Origin of the sequence: Maribacter sp. BPC-D8 (assembly GCF_035207705.1) — a bacterium.
In the GTDB taxonomy this organism is placed as follows: Bacteria; Bacteroidota; Bacteroidia; order Flavobacteriales; family Flavobacteriaceae; genus Maribacter.
In genome coordinates this window covers 422,800-440,846 of sequence record NZ_CP128187.1, presented here as the reverse complement: position 1 = coordinate 440,846, position 18,047 = coordinate 422,800, and the positions used below count along the sequence as shown (strand labels likewise).

At 34.3% G+C, this 18,047-nt stretch carries 16 protein-coding genes; 7 read left to right on the top strand and 9 right to left on the bottom strand.

What is annotated here, in order from left to right; all coding sequences use genetic code 11:
- Nucleotides 1-91 precede the first annotated feature (91 nt).
- From pta to QSV08_RS01820, 5 genes are all read left to right on the top strand, one after another.
- A complete protein-coding gene (gene pta / locus QSV08_RS01840; RefSeq protein ID WP_324026053.1) occupies nt 92-2,185 on the top strand; it encodes a phosphate acetyltransferase in 2,094 nt (697 codons plus the stop codon).
- Nucleotides 2,186-2,195: 10 nt separating this feature from the next.
- A complete protein-coding gene (locus QSV08_RS01835; protein WP_324026051.1) occupies nt 2,196-3,380 on the top strand; it encodes an acetate/propionate family kinase in 1,185 nt (394 codons plus the stop codon).
- A gap of 144 nt (nt 3,381-3,524) precedes the next feature.
- Nucleotides 3,525-3,854, top strand: coding sequence for a YtxH domain-containing protein (locus QSV08_RS01830; protein ID WP_073245508.1), 330 nt, complete (start codon nt 3,525-3,527; stop codon nt 3,852-3,854).
- A gap of 5 nt (nt 3,855-3,859) precedes the next feature.
- The gene (locus QSV08_RS01825; protein WP_324026049.1) at nt 3,860-4,204 is read left to right on the top strand and encodes a phage holin family protein; all 345 of its coding nucleotides are present in this window, start codon (nt 3,860-3,862) and stop codon (nt 4,202-4,204) included.
- 2 nt (nt 4,205-4,206) lie between these two features.
- On the top strand, nt 4,207-4,470 hold the full coding sequence (locus QSV08_RS01820; RefSeq protein WP_073245512.1) for a DUF6327 family protein: 264 nt from the start codon (nt 4,207-4,209) through the stop codon (nt 4,468-4,470).
- Nucleotides 4,471-4,691: 221 nt separating this feature from the next.
- Here the strand turns inward: QSV08_RS01820 and QSV08_RS01815 are convergent, their stop codons facing one another.
- The 5 genes from QSV08_RS01815 to QSV08_RS01795 form a co-directional block, all read right to left on the bottom strand.
- Nucleotides 4,692-6,488, bottom strand: coding sequence for a ribonucleoside-diphosphate reductase subunit alpha (locus tag QSV08_RS01815; RefSeq protein WP_324026047.1), 1,797 nt, complete (start codon nt 6,486-6,488; stop codon nt 4,692-4,694).
- Nucleotides 6,489-7,763 (bottom strand): ribonucleotide-diphosphate reductase subunit beta, encoded by a 1,275-nt coding sequence (locus tag QSV08_RS01810; protein WP_324026045.1) that lies wholly within the window; start codon nt 7,761-7,763, stop codon nt 6,489-6,491.
- 421 nt (nt 7,764-8,184) lie between these two features.
- Nucleotides 8,185-10,092, bottom strand: a complete 1,908-nt coding sequence (locus QSV08_RS01805) for an endo-beta-N-acetylglucosaminidase (protein ID WP_324026043.1) — start codon at nt 10,090-10,092, stop codon at nt 8,185-8,187.
- A gap of 52 nt (nt 10,093-10,144) precedes the next feature.
- A complete protein-coding gene (locus QSV08_RS01800) occupies nt 10,145-12,637 on the bottom strand; it encodes a DUF4132 domain-containing protein (protein ID WP_324026041.1) in 2,493 nt (830 codons plus the stop codon).
- 3 nt (nt 12,638-12,640) lie between these two features.
- Nucleotides 12,641-13,033 carry a hypothetical protein gene (locus QSV08_RS01795; RefSeq protein WP_324026039.1) on the bottom strand — a complete coding sequence of 131 codons (393 nt, stop codon included), beginning with the start codon at nt 13,031-13,033 and terminating at the stop codon, nt 12,641-12,643.
- Between the two features lie 161 nt (nt 13,034-13,194).
- On the opposite strand from QSV08_RS01795, the gene QSV08_RS01790 reads away from it, so the two are divergent.
- Entirely contained in the window at nt 13,195-13,554 is a 360-nt protein-coding gene (locus QSV08_RS01790) for a hypothetical protein (RefSeq protein ID WP_324026037.1), read from the top strand.
- Between the two features lie 8 nt (nt 13,555-13,562).
- Here QSV08_RS01790 and QSV08_RS01785 read toward each other — a convergent pair whose 3' ends face one another.
- Genes QSV08_RS01785 through QSV08_RS01770 form a run of 4 tightly spaced genes read right to left on the bottom strand, consistent with a single transcriptional unit; the run spans nt 13,563 to nt 17,210 of the window.
- On the bottom strand, nt 13,563-14,186 hold the full coding sequence (locus QSV08_RS01785) for a Pycsar system effector family protein (RefSeq protein ID WP_324026035.1): 624 nt from the start codon (nt 14,184-14,186) through the stop codon (nt 13,563-13,565).
- A gap of 7 nt (nt 14,187-14,193) precedes the next feature.
- A complete protein-coding gene (locus tag QSV08_RS01780; protein ID WP_324026033.1) occupies nt 14,194-14,847 on the bottom strand; it encodes an NAD(P)H-hydrate epimerase in 654 nt (217 codons plus the stop codon).
- Nucleotides 14,848-14,849: 2 nt separating this feature from the next.
- The gene (locus QSV08_RS01775; protein ID WP_324026031.1) at nt 14,850-15,584 is read right to left on the bottom strand and encodes a hypothetical protein; all 735 of its coding nucleotides are present in this window, start codon (nt 15,582-15,584) and stop codon (nt 14,850-14,852) included.
- Between the two features lie 12 nt (nt 15,585-15,596).
- A complete protein-coding gene (locus QSV08_RS01770) occupies nt 15,597-17,210 on the bottom strand; it encodes a glutamate synthase-related protein (protein WP_324026028.1) in 1,614 nt (537 codons plus the stop codon).
- Between the two features lie 243 nt (nt 17,211-17,453).
- Between QSV08_RS01770 and QSV08_RS01765 the strand changes: the two genes are divergently transcribed.
- Complete coding sequence (locus tag QSV08_RS01765) at nt 17,454-17,930, top strand: nucleoside deaminase (RefSeq protein ID WP_324026026.1); 477 nt, start codon at nt 17,454-17,456, stop codon at nt 17,928-17,930.
- Nucleotides 17,931-18,047: the final 117 nt, after the last annotated feature.

Genomic DNA, 18,047 nt, shown 5'->3' with positions numbered 1-18,047 from the left:
CAACTTTAATCTAAAGTGTCAGATTTTTACATTGTAAGCCCTAATCCGTAAAGAATCCTATAAATTTGTTAAACACTAATCCCTTTTACACGTGAGTAAAGCTATATATATTGTTACTACAGAGCCCAATAGTGGAAAATCTATTGTTTCACTTGGTCTTATGCAACTTCTTTTAGGCAGAACTGCCAAAGTTGGCTATTTCAGACCTATTATCGACGATGTCCCTGATGGTAAAACTGATAACCACATTGATACTGTTCTTAGCTACTTTAATGTAGATATGAAACCAGAAGAAGCTTATGCATACACGCGTAGCCAAGTGGTTCAATTAAAAAACCAGGACAAAGACGACGAAATTGTAGGGCATATTATACACAAGTATAAAACCATTGAAAATAAATTTGATTTTGTTTTAGTAGAAGGAACCGATTTTTCTGGAGAAGGTGCTATTATTGAGTGGGACATCAACGTACTTATTGCTAAAAACCTAGGTATACCGGCAGTAATTCTCGCAAGCGGAAAAAATAAAACCTTAGACGAGTTAGTTGGTAATCTTTACATGGCTTACGACTCATTTAAAGAGAAAGGTGTTGAAGTACTTCTTATAGTAGCTAACAAAGTACTACCAGAGAATGTAACTCTTGTTTCTAACGGATTAAAAGAAAAACTACCTGATGATATTTTGGTCGGTACCATACCTGTAAACACTGTTTTAGGTAGCCCAACATTAAAAGAAATCGCACAAGAGCTGGATGCTAAAGTTCTTTTTGGTGAAGATTATATTAACAACCAAGTAGGCAGTTTCAGCGTTGGCGCCATGCAATTGCGTAATTACCTGACGCATTTAAAAAGCGATAGCCTTGTTATAACACCTGGTGATCGTGCAGATATTATATTAGGCGCATTACAGGCGAATATATCAACCAATTACCCCAGTCTTTCTGGTATTGTTTTAACTGGTGGTCTTATACCCGAAGATTCTATTATTAAGTTAATAGAAGGGCTTTCTGATATTATTCCTATTCTATCGGTTGCTCGTGGTACATTTTATGTCACCAATAAAATCGGTACTATTAGACCACGTATTTACGCCGAAAACACAGAGAAAATACAAACATCTATTCAAGAGTTCGAGAAGTATATACCTACCGAAGAATTGGCTGAAAAGTTAATTACGTTTAAAGCGAAAGGTATCACCCCTAGAATGTTTCAGTATAACCTTCTTCAAAAGGCTAAATCTTCAAAAAAGCATATCGTTTTACCTGAAGGTTTAGATGAACGTATTCTAATGGCAACCAAAAAACTGATTGATACCGATGCTGTTTCTATTACCCTTTTAGGTAATAAAGAGCAGATTATTTCTAAAATTAAAGAATTAGATATCGATTTAAATATCAATGATATCAATATTATCGACCCCACTGTATCTGAACATTTTTTAGATTACGCCACCACCCTATTCGAATTGCGTAAACATAAAAATGTAAACTTGGCAATGGCTAAAGATTTAATGGAAGATGTATCGTATTACGGTACAATGATGGTATATAAAGGTCATGCCGATGGTATGGTTTCGGGTGCTATACATACTACTCAGCATACTATTAGACCTGCATTACAGTTTATCAAAACTAAGCCTGGTGTATCTATAGTTTCCTCAATATTTTTCATGTGTTTACCGAACAGGGTTACCGTTTTTGGAGATTGTGCCATTAATCCGAACCCTAATTCTGAGCAGTTATCTGAAATTGCTATTTCATCTGCCGCTACAAGCGCAGCTTTTGGTATTGAACCAAAAATAGCCATGTTATCTTATTCATCGGGAGCTTCTGGTGTAGGTGAAGATGTTGACAGAGTTCGTAAGGCTACTGAAATTATTAGAGAAAAAAGACCCGATCTTAAAGTGGAAGGTCCTATTCAATATGATGCTGCCGTAGATGCTAAAGTCGGACTCAGTAAATTGCCAGATTCTGAAGTTGCAGGGCAAGCTAGTGTGTTTATATTTCCTGATTTAAATACAGGTAACAACACGTACAAAGCGGTACAACGTGAAACCGGTGCCTTGGCTATCGGACCAATGTTACAGGGGTTAAATAAACCTGTTAATGACTTAAGTCGTGGCTGCACCGTAGATGATATTTTTAATACCGTAATCATAACTGCTATTCAAGCAGAAGGATTTTAAACCAATTTTCATGAATATTTTAATTATCAATTCCGGAAGCTCATCCATTAAATACCAACTGATAAAAATGCCTTCAAAAAAGGTTATTTGCGTTGGATCTATTGAGCGTATTGGTAGTACTGATGCCATCTCTAATTATAAAACCGATGCCAACAAGGTTGAAAAAATCTACGAAATCAATAGTCACAAGTCTGGTTTAGAAAGAATTACAACACTATTATTAGATGCTGAAATTGGTGTTATTGATAGCACAGAAGATATTGATGCCATAGGGCATCGCGTGGTTCATGGTGGTAGCGATTATACAGAGACGACATTAATAGATGAAGAAGTTAAAAGTAAAATTAATAAGCTATCGACTTTAGCACCATTACACAATCCTGCTAATTTACAAGGTATTGTTATGGCAGAAGAAATCTTTACCACAGCAAAACAAGTGGTCGTTTTTGATACCGCCTTTCATGGTACTGTTCCTGTTAAAGCAAAAAAATATGCTTTGCCTAATGAATTATATGAGAACGACGGAATTCAAGCATACGGATTTCATGGTACAAGCCATAAATATGTCTCTGAAAAAGCAAATGAGTATCTGCATAAAGAAAATACAAAACTAATTTCTATTCACTTAGGAAACGGATGTAGTATTACCGCAATTAAAGACGGTAAAAGTATTGATCACAGTATGGGGTTCGCTCCTTCGAACGGACTTATAATGGGTACACGAAGTGGTGATATTGATCATTCTATCATTTATTATATGGTAAATACTTTAGGATATAACTTAGATGATGTCAACGAATTATTGAACAAAAAAAGCGGTATGCTTGGTCTTACCGGTTTTAATGATTTACGCGATATTGAGGAGGAAGCTAGCAATGGTAACGCAAACTGTATTTTAGCTTTAGAGATGAATGCATACCGAATTCGAAAATATATTGGAGCATATACCGCTACCATGAACGGACTTGATGCCATCATATTTACTGCAGGTATTGGTGAAAATTCTAGCCTAATGCGCCAGCTGGTTTGTAAGAATATGGATTATTTTAATTTTCAATTAGATGATTCAAAAAATGATCTAAGATCAAAAAATGTTAGAGAGGTAAATACCAAAGATTCTAAGGTTAAAATTTTAGTCATCCCTACAAATGAAGAATTAGAAATTGCAAAGCAAGTTTATGAGCTACTTAACTAGTTTTGAATGAAAATATAGTCTCAATATGCCTTTTCTATTTATGCTAGATTATTATCATATATGACGTAAATCATATTCTAAGTATTTTTAAGTGTTTAATTTTATCTTGAAATATAAATTTCATAACTACTAAAATTCAATATTATGCAAAACGATAATGGAAATACTTTATTAGCGATATTAACTGGAGCTGCAATTGGTGCTGGAATAGGAATTTTATACGCTCCTGATAAAGGCATTGAAACCCGTCACAGAATCAAAAGAAAAGTTGAAGATACCAGTCATGAAATAGCTGAAAGAGTTTCTCATGCAAAAGATGAGCTAACAAAAACTGCTAATGAACAGAAAGATGCTTTTGACAGAAAATTAGATGAGGCTATTTCAACGATGAGTTACAAGGCAGATGATATCATCGATAAATTAGAACAAAAATTAGAAGAATTAAAAGCACAAAACGCTCAACTACATAAATAGCAGCTATGGCTTTTGAAGAATTAAAAAATGACCTCATGGGGCTAAAAACCGAAATGGGGTCATATTTAGAACATAGCGACGAATACTATAGACTTAAAATATTTAAAGTCTTATCAAAAAATGCTACTGGCATATTAAAACTATTTTTAATAGGCACCAGTAGTCTGTTTGCATTATTGTTTCTGTCATTCGCAGCCTGTTTGTGGCTATCTGAACTAATGAATAGTTACTTCATTGGTTTTATAATTGTAGCTGGGTTTTATATTCTTATAGCTATTATGCTCTATATATTCAGAGAACAACTAAACAAACCTGTACTTAAAAAATTATCTAAATATTATTTTGACTGATTATGAGCAAGCAATACCATTCTTTTGAAGAAATAGATGAGCGCTTGAAAGTTCTTAATCTTCAACGTCTAATCGCCCAAGAAAGCATTAAACTACAATTTAATAGTGCTAAAACAGATTTAGTACCACAACAACTAAGACAGGGATTAGGAGCTACTTTTAGCCAAAAAGGGACTATTAAAAGCTTAGTAATCACCTTTCTTTCTGGTAAACTACTTGATTTTATAAAAAGTAAACGTAAATCTAGAAATAGAGACCGTTCTTAAAGTTATTTAAAGCTCACTTAGCACTTTCTTGGTAGTAGTTGTCTTGTCTTATTTATTCAATTTAAGTACCTGCGGATATAATCTCTTTATATCTACACGTTTCTACATGTTCGTAAAGTAAACCACATTGCCATAAAAAAAATCTGGTGCTTTAAACAAACATTACTTGCTTGCTAAAACACCAGATTTAAATCTTAATACTATTCTAGTTCATTAAAGGCTTAAGCCTCACAACTAGCACAATCTTTCTTTTGCTTGAATTTTTGTGCCGCGTTCATACTATGTTGGTAGTATAATGACTTCAAACCTAATTTCCATGCAGTTACGTGAATCTTATTGATTTCTTTAACTGGCATATCTGGGTGAACAATAATATTTACCGACTGACCTTGGTCAATATGATTTTGTCTGTTCGCTGCCTGATAGATAATATCCATCTGGTCAATTTCAGAATATGTTTTAAATACGTCTTTCTCTAAGTCTGAAAGGAAATCTAAATGCTGTACAGATCCGTCAAAATCACGAATGCTATGCCATACTGCTGTTGTATTCATTCCTTTTTCCTCTAAAAGCTCAACTAAGAAAGGGTTTCTAATTGTAGTCTTCACCTTGGCAATATCCTTTACATAAGTATTAGACCATATTGGCTCAATACCTTGAGATACTTGACCTAAGATAAACGCAGAAGATGTTGTTGGTGCAATAGCATTCAACGTTGCATTTCTTCTACCATAGCCTTTCAATACTGCAGGCTCACCAAATTTATCAGCTAATTCTTCTGAAGCACTGTATGACTTTTCTTTTATCGTTTTGAATATTTCACTATTCAAGTTGTATGCTTCTTGACTGTTAAAAGGCAACATTCTAGATTGTAATAATGAATGCCATCCTAAAACACCTAAACCTAAAGCACGGTTATCTTTTGCGAAGTTGTAAGCACGTTCCATAAACATGAACGTTTGACGATCTTCACGACTTTCAGAATCACGGTATGCTTCTAATTTCTCACAGAACTCAGTAATAACAGCATCTAAAAAGAATACCATTGTTTCAACCGCATCTGTATCTTTCCATTTGTCATAATGAAGAACGTTTACAGAAGATAATACACATACAAACGACCATTCGTCACTTGATGGTAACATGATTTCTGTACAAAGGTTACTTGCATGAATTTTGTGTCCTTTTTCTTTGTACACATCTGCAGCACCGTTGTTCGCATTATCTTTAAAGAAGATATATGGGTACCCCATTTCACCTCTTCTCTGTAATACTTTTGCCCAGATAGAACGCTTTTCATTATCGCCATCTACCATTTCTTGCATCCACTCATTGGTAACAGTAACACCATGAGTAAGCTCTTGAATAGGGTTACCTTCGGTACCTATTTCTAAGAATTCTTTAATATCTGCATGCTCAACAGGTAAATACGGAGAAAAACGACCACGACGAACAGAACCTTGGCTTACTACATCTACCATAGATTCGAAAAGTTGCATAATATGTACCGCTCCTGAAGCTTTACCATTATTCTTAACGTCTGCTCCTCTATGTCTTATATTACCAAAGTAACCAGATGTACCACCACCTAATTTAGACATCATACCTACTTCTGACTGGGTATACAAAATGTTACCCATGTCATCAGATATGTTAGATCCAAAACAACTAATAGGCAATCCTCTTTCTTTTCCGAAATTAGACCACACTGGCGATGCTAATGAGTAAAAACCTTCGCTCATGTAACCGTAGAACTTGTCTGAAAAACCAGGCATGCCCAATATTTTCTCAGCTCTGTCTGCAATCTCACGAATACGTGTTTCTGCTGATACTCCCGGAGTTAAATAGCCTGAACCTAAAAAGTTACGGCTATCTTCATTTAACCACTTAAAACCTTCTTCTTTGTCTTTCTTTAAGCTATCAAGGGCTTCTTTTCTAGCTTGTACAAGTTCATCTGAACCATTCAATTTTACTTCTTCTTGAATGCTAGTCTCTAAATTAATTTTTGAATCGTTCATTTAAAATAAGTCGTCACTGGTTATACTTTGTGTTCTTTTGCTATAATTGATAGAGCGTTTTACGAAGAAATCGCCATGTTTGGTACCGATAATTTCATCATCGAACCATTCTGTTTCTGATAGTAATTCTTCGTCTACGTCAAATATCTTTTCGATTCCAATACTTTCGATAGAATCGTTAAATCTCTTTTTAATGAATTCTTTTACTAGCTTCTTAGGTAAGAAATCAATTTCACCCGCTTCAAAAATCCAATCTATAATATCACTTTCTGATAAGAATGCCTCTTTACACATTTCTTGTACAGTACCATGAAATTCTTTATCGAACCATGTAGGGTTTTCGTCTTTAATAATGTTTATGATATCGATACCAAAATCGCCATGAATCTGCTCTTCTTTTGAAGTAGCCTCCACAACATTTGAAATACCTTTGAACATGTTCTTATGCTTATTAAAAGCCATAATGATCAAAAACTGAGAAAACAAAGACACATGCTCTATAAATAAAGAGAACAATAAAACCGACTCTGCATATTCTTGATTATCCTCACTCTTAGAATTTTTAAGAGCTGTCTCTAAATAATGAACTCTTTTCATTATCACAGGTTTCTTCTTCAAGTTTTTAAACTCTTCGTTTAAACCTAATATCTCTAATAAATGCGAATACGCATCATGATGTCTTACTTCGCTCTCTGCAAAAGTTGCCCCTACAGAACCAATTTCTGGTTTAGGCATTTTATGGTAGATATCTCCCCAAAAACTTTTAACTGCAACCTCTATTTGAGAAATTGCCAACATGGTGTTCTTTATAGCGTTTCTCTCAATATCATTTAACCCTGTTTTAAAATCTTGAATATCACTAGTAAAGTTGAATTCTGTATGGATCCAATATGAATGTCTTATTGCAGATACATAATCATACAATGCAGGGTATTCGTATGGCTTAAGATTTACACGTTTTTCGAAGACATTAGACTTTCTTCTTTGCGCTTGTTCATTTCTATAAAGAATGTATCCCTTAGCTACATCGAAGTAACCACCTTCCATTAATTTATTTTCAACGAAATCTTGAACCTCCTCTACGGTTGGTATATAATTGTCATCTGCTTGCTTTCTTTCTAAAAGTGCTAAATGAACATTATTAGAGATTATTTCGGCTTCACTGGGTCCACCATGTTCAACAGCCGTCATAGCCTTTAAAATGGCATTTGTTATTTTGTGTAAATGAAAAGGTTTTGTCGAAAAATCCCTTTTTATGACTTCTGTGATTTTCATGTTAATATAAAGTTAATGATGTAGTTAATAAGAGAGATGTAAAGGTCGAAAATTAATCACCTTATTTTCACACAAACCTCTTTAAGCTTTTAACAGGGTTATCAACAATTTCATTTTTAGAACAAAATATCTTGTTAAGAACATTATCAGAACGGTATCGTAATAATTTGAAGTACAAATACTTAAAAGAAATTATATGAATGCAAAAGTGAGATAGGGTTAAATAAAAACTTCAGCTAAAACTTTTATAAAATAATTTTTATGAAATTTCTCATAGGTAAATTTTAAAAATAATATACTATTAACCTTGAGGTATTTTTTGGAATTAAATTTACGTATTGCTAAGTAGTTTTTTATCAATTATATAGCTAAAATGACATCAACCTAAGCATTATATTTTTTACTTAAAGAACAACTTTAGCTACTGTGACAAATACACCTTTTTCCGGATGATTTTACCCTTTGTACCCCCAAAACTTTCTGATTGCACTTCTAGGTTAATTATGCTGTTTATTGTAAGAATATTCGAAATATAAAAATCTTGCGCAGGAGTCTTACCTAACCAAACCTTTTCACTTTTAGCATTTAAATAATAAATATGATGATATACACCTACTGGTTTTTCATTGAAATGAATGTATAATTCGGTAGTATTCTCTTTAGTAAACGTCTCCACAGAAAAAGATGACGTACCAGGTTTTTTCTCCCTTTTATTATATAATAATAACTCACCAAGAAAGGCGGTACCTTTTCCTTTCGTTATCAATCCTATTTTAGATATTAATATATTTTTTTGTTTAGGAATAGAAATCATATTTGTAAACCATGAACTAGATTTCTTTAAAGGGTAGGTCAAAGTCTCACCGTTTGATAGTTGACAATAAATTTGCATAGTCATATTACCAGCCGACTTCGTTACCACCTGAAGATTTAAGGAATTATCTAAACTTAGTTTTGTTTTGTATAGCGGAATTTCGGCATCTGCAAATCCTTCAAAAGATAAACTACTGCCACCTTCATAGCTTTCGTCAAAACTGATTGTAGCATTTACTTTGGTGCTGTCTACCTGAAACTGCCATGTAGGTAACACATCTTGAATACTGAGGTTATGCCATTCTTCTTTAGAAACTGTCTTACCCTTTACATTATAAAAACGACCTAAACCATAATTAAAGTTCGTTTTAAAAGGTAATTCATTGATAACACTGCGTGGTTCAAAATAATCTGCAAAGCCTTGCCAAGTGCTAGATCCAAATCGTGTTTCTAATGACGGACCTCCATTCCAAAACTTTTGTTCGTTATCATACACATCTTCAGGCATTTTAGTATCTGATATATCGAAAGTGGAATTTGACCAGTACAACCCTATAGATGTATTGTTTGGTTTTCCTTCTTTATATAATACATCCCATTTTACAGGAGTTTTAAAACTTTTAGATTGTACGTCGATACCTGCATATAAATCCCATTCACTTCTGCCTAACTCTTGAGCTGCCTTTTTACTGTCTTCTAAATTAACTTCAGTGTATCTAAAGTTTATAAAAAATACATCAGACATACTTGTTTCTTCTTTCTGAAAGTACATTTGATTATGGTTATTCAGCTCATCTTGCCATATTACCCTAGAATCATCAATCATAGCATCGTACCACAGCAATTTTAAATTTGACTGTGTTCTGTAATAAGATATAAACTGTTGCATCAACTCCCCTACATCGCCTACCAAGTCATACGTTTCTTGATTTATGAACCATCCATCAAAATTATACCTATCGGCAACCTCAATGAGTTTATCTGCTACAGGAAAGCTGCCATCTTCATTCTGTACTAAAAATTCATACACCCATTCTTCTTTGCCACCATATACATTAGGCGGAAAAAATACGGTACCTATACTCTTCACTCCGTTCTTATGTGCAGCGTCTGTCCAGAAAGCGGTTGGCGGTACAATAATTCCCTCATTTGAAGATCCACCCCATTGCACAAAATAATCTATGTATTGCCAAAACGGAAATGCATATTGTTTTACAGTAGAAAACCCTTGAGACGGATGAAAATTAGTCGTATGTGGTGCCATCAAGGCTATAATCCCCGGTATTTTCTGCGTATCATAATTGAAATCAGTTGAATCATTTAAAAAACGACTTGCCAATGCTACTTGACTGATGTTGAATTTAGCTTCTTTGTCACTTTCTGCTGACCATTGTAATAGTTCTTCTACAAACCAATAGGAAGAATAAGGCTGATTATCACCATACTGCTCTTCTTGGGTATGACCTTTAGTAGCAAAACCTATTATCACTAGACCTATTAAAATCACTTTCTTCATATTCATTCTCACTTTTAATCATTTAATACGCAACTAGAGATCTCATGCAGTTTTAGCTTTTTATCTGACTAATAATCGTTCTATCTTTAATCTTAGTGTCGTCTGCCAGCATGAATGCTTTGCTTAAAATTACAGATAATGTGGCGTCACCTTCAAATGGCAGAAATACCTCATTTGCACTTTTAGATCGATCCGCAACAATACACAAATACTGGTCATTTGGTTTCATCAGAATATTACCACTACCTAAATGTATTTTGTAAATTCTAATGTCACCTTTGACTACTAAAAAATTACCTTCAAAAGAACATTGATTTGCAATCTTCAATTTTGGAATTAAATTTTCAAGAAGCTCCTTTCGTTCTTGACCACTTACTGCAAGGTTACCAAATGAAAAATCTGCCCAATAGCCATGATATCTTTCTTCTCCGCCATCTCGCCAGTTAGGGTCTGCACCAATACTGGTAACCCCCACAAAAAGGTCTATATCTCTCATTGCCTCAGAAAAAACTATCGCAGGTACTTTATCCATTTCTACTTGACTCTCCTCATCAAAGAAACGCACTTGATCTGTCTGTAAATAGTTAAAAATTCCGGAATCATTGGCGGAGTCTTGAATACCCTCTACCCAAAATTCTACGCGGTATTTCCAAGCTAAAATTTTTAAAACCGGAGTGTTATGAGAATCCCATTGGCCTTGAAGTGTATACGCCCAACCACGTTCCCTACAAAGAGCAATAAAAATATGTTGTCTTAAAACATGTGCCGCAAACCTATTTGAATACGTATTTGTGTTTTTTTCTGCATCTGTTACAATATATAACTCTCTATGTGCCTGCTTGAAGGGTTGTTTTATTTCATTTTTTTCTAACCATCTTCGCCAAGATTGTACTTCACTAACACTTGCATTGACTGGGTGCCATAATTTAATTTTGGCATTAGTATAGTTTTTTAAAATGACTCCGTTGACATCTATAAACTCGTTATTCTTATAAATAACACTCGTAGTTTTATCACCTATCGTAAAACTCCAAATTAATTTAGTTCCAAAAAAGCGTAATAGATTATTATCTAAATACAGCTTTTTCCATTGCTCAAAGTCCCATTCACGCTTCGCTAAAAATATCTTTTCAATTCTACTTCTTTGAGCAGTAAGGTTCGATTGTATGTCTTTTACTTTTTTCTTATATTCTTTTAATTCTACCGCGAAATTGTCTTTTACATATTTCGGTATCGACTTTATTTTCTTGCCACTTTCATTTTCCCAAAGCAAGCTAAAGCCAGAACTACTTTCAATGGTGGTAGAAGCTTCATATTCTCCAAATTTTTGAATAAGCTGAAAATCAGAATTTAAACCTAAGTCTTGAACAGCCAATTCTTCAATTTCATACATTGTTTTACCCTCGGCTTTTGCAACACGTTCAATTGCTTTTGTAATTATCGATTGCACTGATGGGTACTTAATTTTCATTCTAAATTTGGTAAGCCTAGAAATACCGTCTTGATACGGAAGTTTAGAAAAAGTATAAATACACCCATTTCCTAATTTTGCACTTAACGCTCCTACATTTCTCAACTTCTTAAAACTTAATAAGCCTAAAACTTCTATTATTTGGTTTAGCTCATCATCATTAATAGTAGAGCAAGACCAAACCGCAGATCTTAATATTTGTATATTCTTATCTGCAATAAAATCGAATTCATATTGTTGGTTTTTATGAATCTCTCGAAAGAGATCTAAGGTTACTTCTATCCATTTAATAAAACCGGGTTTTATCTTATCTACCCCTATTTTTGTTATTAAATCATTGGAGGTTTTTAACCAAGTATTGGCAGGTGCACTTTTACCGCCTCCTTTAGAAAAGTGTTCTAATAATTCTTTTAAAACCTCTTGATCACTTTCTTTTAAAGAAGTAATAGTTTCATAAATACTAGTACCCAAAGGATCATTACGATCTATTTCAAATTCTGAAGAATTCTTTCCAATATTTGAAACTCTGGTACCCAAACGTATTTCATCTGCAGACAAATAATTCCCTTTGGTGACAGCCTTTTGTAAAATACTTAATGTGTCGCTTAACTCTGGTGAAAGTCCAGATTTTTTAACCTCTTTCTCTATTTTACCTACTAGCGGTACTACAGGCCAATTCCAGCTATTTAGACTTCCACTATCACCAAGAACAAAACCATTTACAATATCTGAAATATCATCATCGTCAAAATGTATATCTGAAGCTCTAATTAATAAACTCAAAACACTCTTGGCGGTGTCTTTTAAAAAGTATGCATCGTCTCCCCAACCTGTTTTAGATTGACCGTTTTTGAGATAGATTAGCTCAAAAACAAATTCTTTTCTAAAAGAAGGTGCCATTTTTTTGAGTTCTTTATACTTAGGTATGTCAGTTAGTTTTATTGAATAACCATCTCTGTACTCTAAAGCCTCTTTAAAAAACGCTTTACTAAACTCTATTACTTCAGAACTTATTTCTCGTTTACTCTCTATTTGATTATCTGAACCGAATAATCTTTTTATAATATCTTTCATAGTTTATCCCCCAACTAATTGCGTAAGTTTTACAAAGGCTATTTCAGTAGATGTAGAAACCAGCACTTCTTGCTCTAAGTCTTCTGCCTGTTTATTATCTATAAGTATAAAATATCCGTTCTTTTGAAAGGCATCTAAAGCCACCAAAATCTGTTTTTCAACATCTATTTGCTTGCCCCGATTTTTCAATTTGAAACCATTCAATGTTTTTTCTGCTTCACTAGGTTGAATTAACCCTTTAAAATATTCTGGTAGCTTATCGTTGTACGCATTTACCTCAGATTCTACTCGTGCAGAAATCAATTCTTTAACGGTAGTTCGTTCATTTTTGACAGCAATCTCTATCTGATTTAGAATATCACCAGTGAACGTTGCATCTTTTATAGTTAATACCATTTTGAAGTTTTTCTAAATTTATGGATTTTTAAAATTTCAAAGGAAACTTATCTGTTTAAATTATCATTAAAAATCTTACTGGACAGTGAATTACTTTGTATACATAATCAGAAAATGAAACCACAAAATTTTCAATACTTTCGCCATTCATAAAATATAATATGACTGTTGAAGATTTAGTTGGGAAATATGATATTAAAGGAAGTAACCAAGATGCAGCATCAAACTCCTACACGGGAACGCTGATTTTATCTTTGAATGCTAATGCAAGAATTATAGCAAAATGGACAATCAATACCGACCAAGAACAAACAGGCACCGGATTCTTTAAAAACAATATTCTGGTTATAAACTTTAGGTATACAGGTGACGACAAAAATGTTTACAAAGGTGTTGTTGTATACCAGTGTATTAACAAAGACGTTTTAGATGGATTTTGGTCAGAAAAACATGGCAATCCGCTTTATTTAGGAGAAGAACGATGTTTTAGGGTCAAAGAGAAACCGGAACTGATGAATTAATTTTATTTCTAAAGTGTAAACATAATGTGACAGGCAATAAACCCAATAACGGCTAAAATAATGCCGACTAGAAAAACATGGAAAGAGGCTCTTAATAACTTGAATTTTCTATCGATAGTTTTCCCTAAATGAAACGTGTCTCTGGCTATGGTCTTATAAAGCTCGTCTCCTTTATACATTAAACTCGTAAGTTCTTCTGTATATTCATCTTCATTCATGTTATTGAAATTACCGTAGAATAACAAATTGTTCGTGCTTTTACTACCATGTGTAAGCTCTGGTCTTGTTGCAAAAACGGCATAACCAATCGAAATAAGGTTGGTAAGCAACATAATTGTAGCAGGAAAAATTAAGTGCGGGTCTTTATCTAATTGATTAAGAACTGTACCAATGGTAATAGAAAGAATAAGTGCATTGATAGAAATAAGAATATTCGATTTTCTATCAATCATTGTATTTAAAGTATACTGATTTTTAGATACCAAGCGAAACAAGGTTTCTGCACCACGCTCTGAGCGTGGCTCTACTTTTAGCAGCTTCTTTTTAAGCTCTTTCAGTTTCTCTTTATCAATACCCAATTCTTTTCTTAATTGCTTATCAATTTCTTTGGCTTCTTCTTTTGGGTTTGTCATCTGGTGGTTATAAAGCTATCAATTGGTTTTCACTGAAATTAGGCATTGCAATATTAAAATGATCGTAAACTGCTTTAGGAATTCCTAAATCCGCCACATATACATCTACTACGTTTGGCAATTTCTCTAAAATAATTTTAGGAGCTGCCAAGGTCATTACTTGGTTCGCTCTAAATCCTAACAATTCACCATCTTTAGAAATACCAACGGGAATATCTAACGAAATTCTAAATGCCGATGAGGCGTTGGCTAGTTCAATACTTTTTACAAAAGCATCTGACAGCGGCAATCTTTGAGAGAACCCTAAATAGGCATCTACCCAAATATTTGTAGTTTCTGGAACACCTTCCTTAGCTCCAAATAATAAAGCTCTTTCTAACTGTGCTTTTGGCAGATCTTTAGTAATAGGAACTACCAAATCTAAATTCACATTAAATCCCCAAGCGGCTAATCTACGAGCAGCTACTAGTCCCCCACCGCCATTATTTCCGTTACCAACGCCGATAGTAATAACAGAGGTTTCAGTTGCCTTTTTAGCGATTAATCTTGCAAGCTGAAGCCCAGCATTTTCCATCATCAATTGAATGGACAGGTTGTATTTTTCAACCGCCCAATAATCCATCTCTGTAAAGGCTTCTAACGAAAGACTGGTTACCTGCATAATTACTTTTTATAGGTATTAATAGCTTCCGTAAAGAACTGTATTGCTTGCTCTTCTTTAATTTTTGTAGCCGGTAAAACTGCTCCTTTAAATCCGTCGTTTTTCCATTCACCTAATGAAAGTGAATCAAACTTAGAAGTATCTAGCCCAGCGTGACCTTTGTATCCGCTGATATAGAAATAGTGATCATTAATCATCGTATCGGGTACAGCTAAACCAAAACCTACTGCTACATCATCGGTTAAACTTGCATAAGCACCAGAATCGAAATGATGAGGCCAAATTCGAATGCTAGACTCCAAACCTGTTTCTTTAAGTGTTTTTTCTAAACTAGATTGCGTCAATGTTCTTAGATCCGCAAGCTCTTTCAATTTTGAAGCATTGAGTTTAAAGATAAAAGAATCATCAATTGAATACGGTAGGTCGTAATGAAAATCATAGGCATATTTTTTACCCAAAAATGCATCCGCAGAATTCGTCAACCACTCCAATACCTGCTGATGGGTTTTACCATCTAAAGCAAAAGAAGCATTGTTCTTAGGCGAAATCCATTCTAATGAAAATGTAGTATAGTTTAAAGCAAGTACATCTCCGTTTGCGGATAATGGGTGTGTTTCTAACTGTTGTTTTTTAATTGACCAGCCAAGATTAGTGTGACTATCATCTGCTTTCTTCTCTACAAAACTTATTCCTGCAGCAGCCAAATATTGTGCCGCCAAGTGCATCATTTTTTCCATCTATATTTTGTTTTAGGGGTTAACACCACCATAATTAATTCCTGTTAAACGATGCATATCATGATTGAAAGTAGATAGGTCATCAAAATTAAATTTAGAGATATCATCATGACCACAAGCTCTTGCTACTACTTTTATTAGATTGTTTGTTGCATCAAAATAGTTGTGTAATTGTTTTGCCGAAGAATCTATTATTAATCTACTACGCAACGATTCTTTTTGTGTCGCAATACCAACAGGGCAGTTATTACTACCACAAGCACGCATACCCAAACAACCGATTGCCTGTAAAGCGGAATTAGATACGGCAATAGCATCTGCACCTAACATAAGTGCTTTACCAAAATCTTCGGCAATACGTAAACCTCCTGTAATTACCAAGGTTACATCTGTAGCTCCAACTTTATCTAAATATTTTCTTGCTCTTGCCAAAGCAGGAATTGTAGGTACATTGATATTATCTCTTAATATGGTCGGTGCAGAACCTGTTCCCCCACCTCTACCATCTAAAATGATATAATCTACACCTACATCTAGTGCAAACTGAATGTCTTTTTCTATATGACTTGCAGCAATTTTGAATCCGATCGGTATACCGCCTGTGCGTTCCCTTACTTGAGTTGCGAAAGACTTAAAATCATCCACACCGTGAAAATCTGGAAAAGTAGCTGGTGATATTGCCGTTTCGCCTTCTTTTAATCCTCTAACCTCAGCAATTTCTTTACTCACCTTAGCGCCAGGCAAATGTCCGCCTGTTCCTGTTTTTGCTCCTTGTCCGCCTTTAAAATGAAAGGCTTGTACCTTATCTAATTTATCCCAAGAAAATCCGAATTTAGCCGAAGCCAACTCATAAAAATACTTGCTATTATTTTCTTGCTCATGTGGTAACATTCCGCCTTCCCCTGAACAAATACCCGTACCTGCCAGTTCCGCTCCTTTAGACAATGCTATTTTTGCTTCGCGTGATAAAGCACCAAAACTCATATCACTCACAAACAAAGGAATATCTAAATGCAATGGTTTTTTAGCCCTAGGTCCTATTACAACTTTGGTTGCAACGGCATCTTCATCTAACAAAGGTCTGCTTGCTAATTGTGCTGGTAAAAACTGAATATCGCTCCATTTAGGCAACGTATTTCTATCTACGCCCATAGAAGCTGAAGCTCCGTGGTGACCTAGATTTTTTAATCCGTTTGTTGCCAATTCTTTTATATAACCCGTGTATGGTTCTGTCTCTTCAGGGTGGGTATCGGCATATGCCCCTAAATAAGCATCTCTATTAAAAGGTTGCGGACTATCTACTAAATAGGCATCAATCTCCGCTTCATCAACATAAAGACTTCCGTCTTCTACTTTAGTAGTAAACTTATTTAATACCTCTGCGTTATTATATTCTGAAACTCCGGTATCTACTCTATAATCCCAACCGTGAAGACCACAGATAAGATTATGACCATCTATATGCCCGTCAGACATTAAAGCACCTCTGTGCAAACAACGACCGTACAGTACAGAAATGTCTTCATCGAACTTTACGATTACTAAATCTAAACCATTGACTAAGGCGTGTTCTGGTTTTTTGTTTTCTAATGTGTCTACTTGGGCAATTGCGATTGGTTTTTTCATGGGAGATTGGTTTATGATTATTTAAGTCAGAAACATTGTTCTGTACAACTATAAAACAAGAAGCTATGTCGTAAATAAATGAAATGACTTAATTGTCAAATATTTGTCGTGAATAGTAATGATTTCTTTCAAGCTACCAAGATTTATAAGAAAATCAAAATAAGATGATTTATACAAAACAGTCTAAATGCCTTCAAAAACCGTAATTTTGCATCCCAATTATTTAAAAAATAAAAAGAATATATGAAGAATAATCACGAGTTTTTTATGCGAAGAGCTATTGAAATGGCTGCAAAAGGAATGAACTCAAATGCTGGCGGACCATTTGGTGCCGTAGTCGTAAAAGACGGAGAAATAATCGCCGAAGGTCATAATAAAGTTACCTCAACAAACGACCCAACAGCGCATGCAGAAATGGTAGTTATTAGAGATGCCTGTAAAAAACTGAATGATTTTCAATTAACCGATTGTATCATCTACACATCTTGTGAACCCTGCCCTATGTGTTTTGGTGCTATTTATTGGGCAAGACCAAAAGCGGTGTATTACGGTTGTGATAAATTAGATGCAAAAGCGATTGATTTTGATGACCAGTTTATTTATGATGAATTAGAAGTTGGTATGCAAGACAGGCAAATTCACTTTAAACAAATGCTACAAGAAGAAGCTGTCGAAGTATTCAATAACTGGGCTTCTAAGCATGATAAGACGAAGTATTAGAAATACTATATATAGATTACCTATTTTAAAAAAGAGAGAAAAACAATGTTTGTTTTTCTCTCTTTTTTTTTGCTCGTAGTTTTACTTGTTCTCAACCAATCTAGCTTATTAAACTTG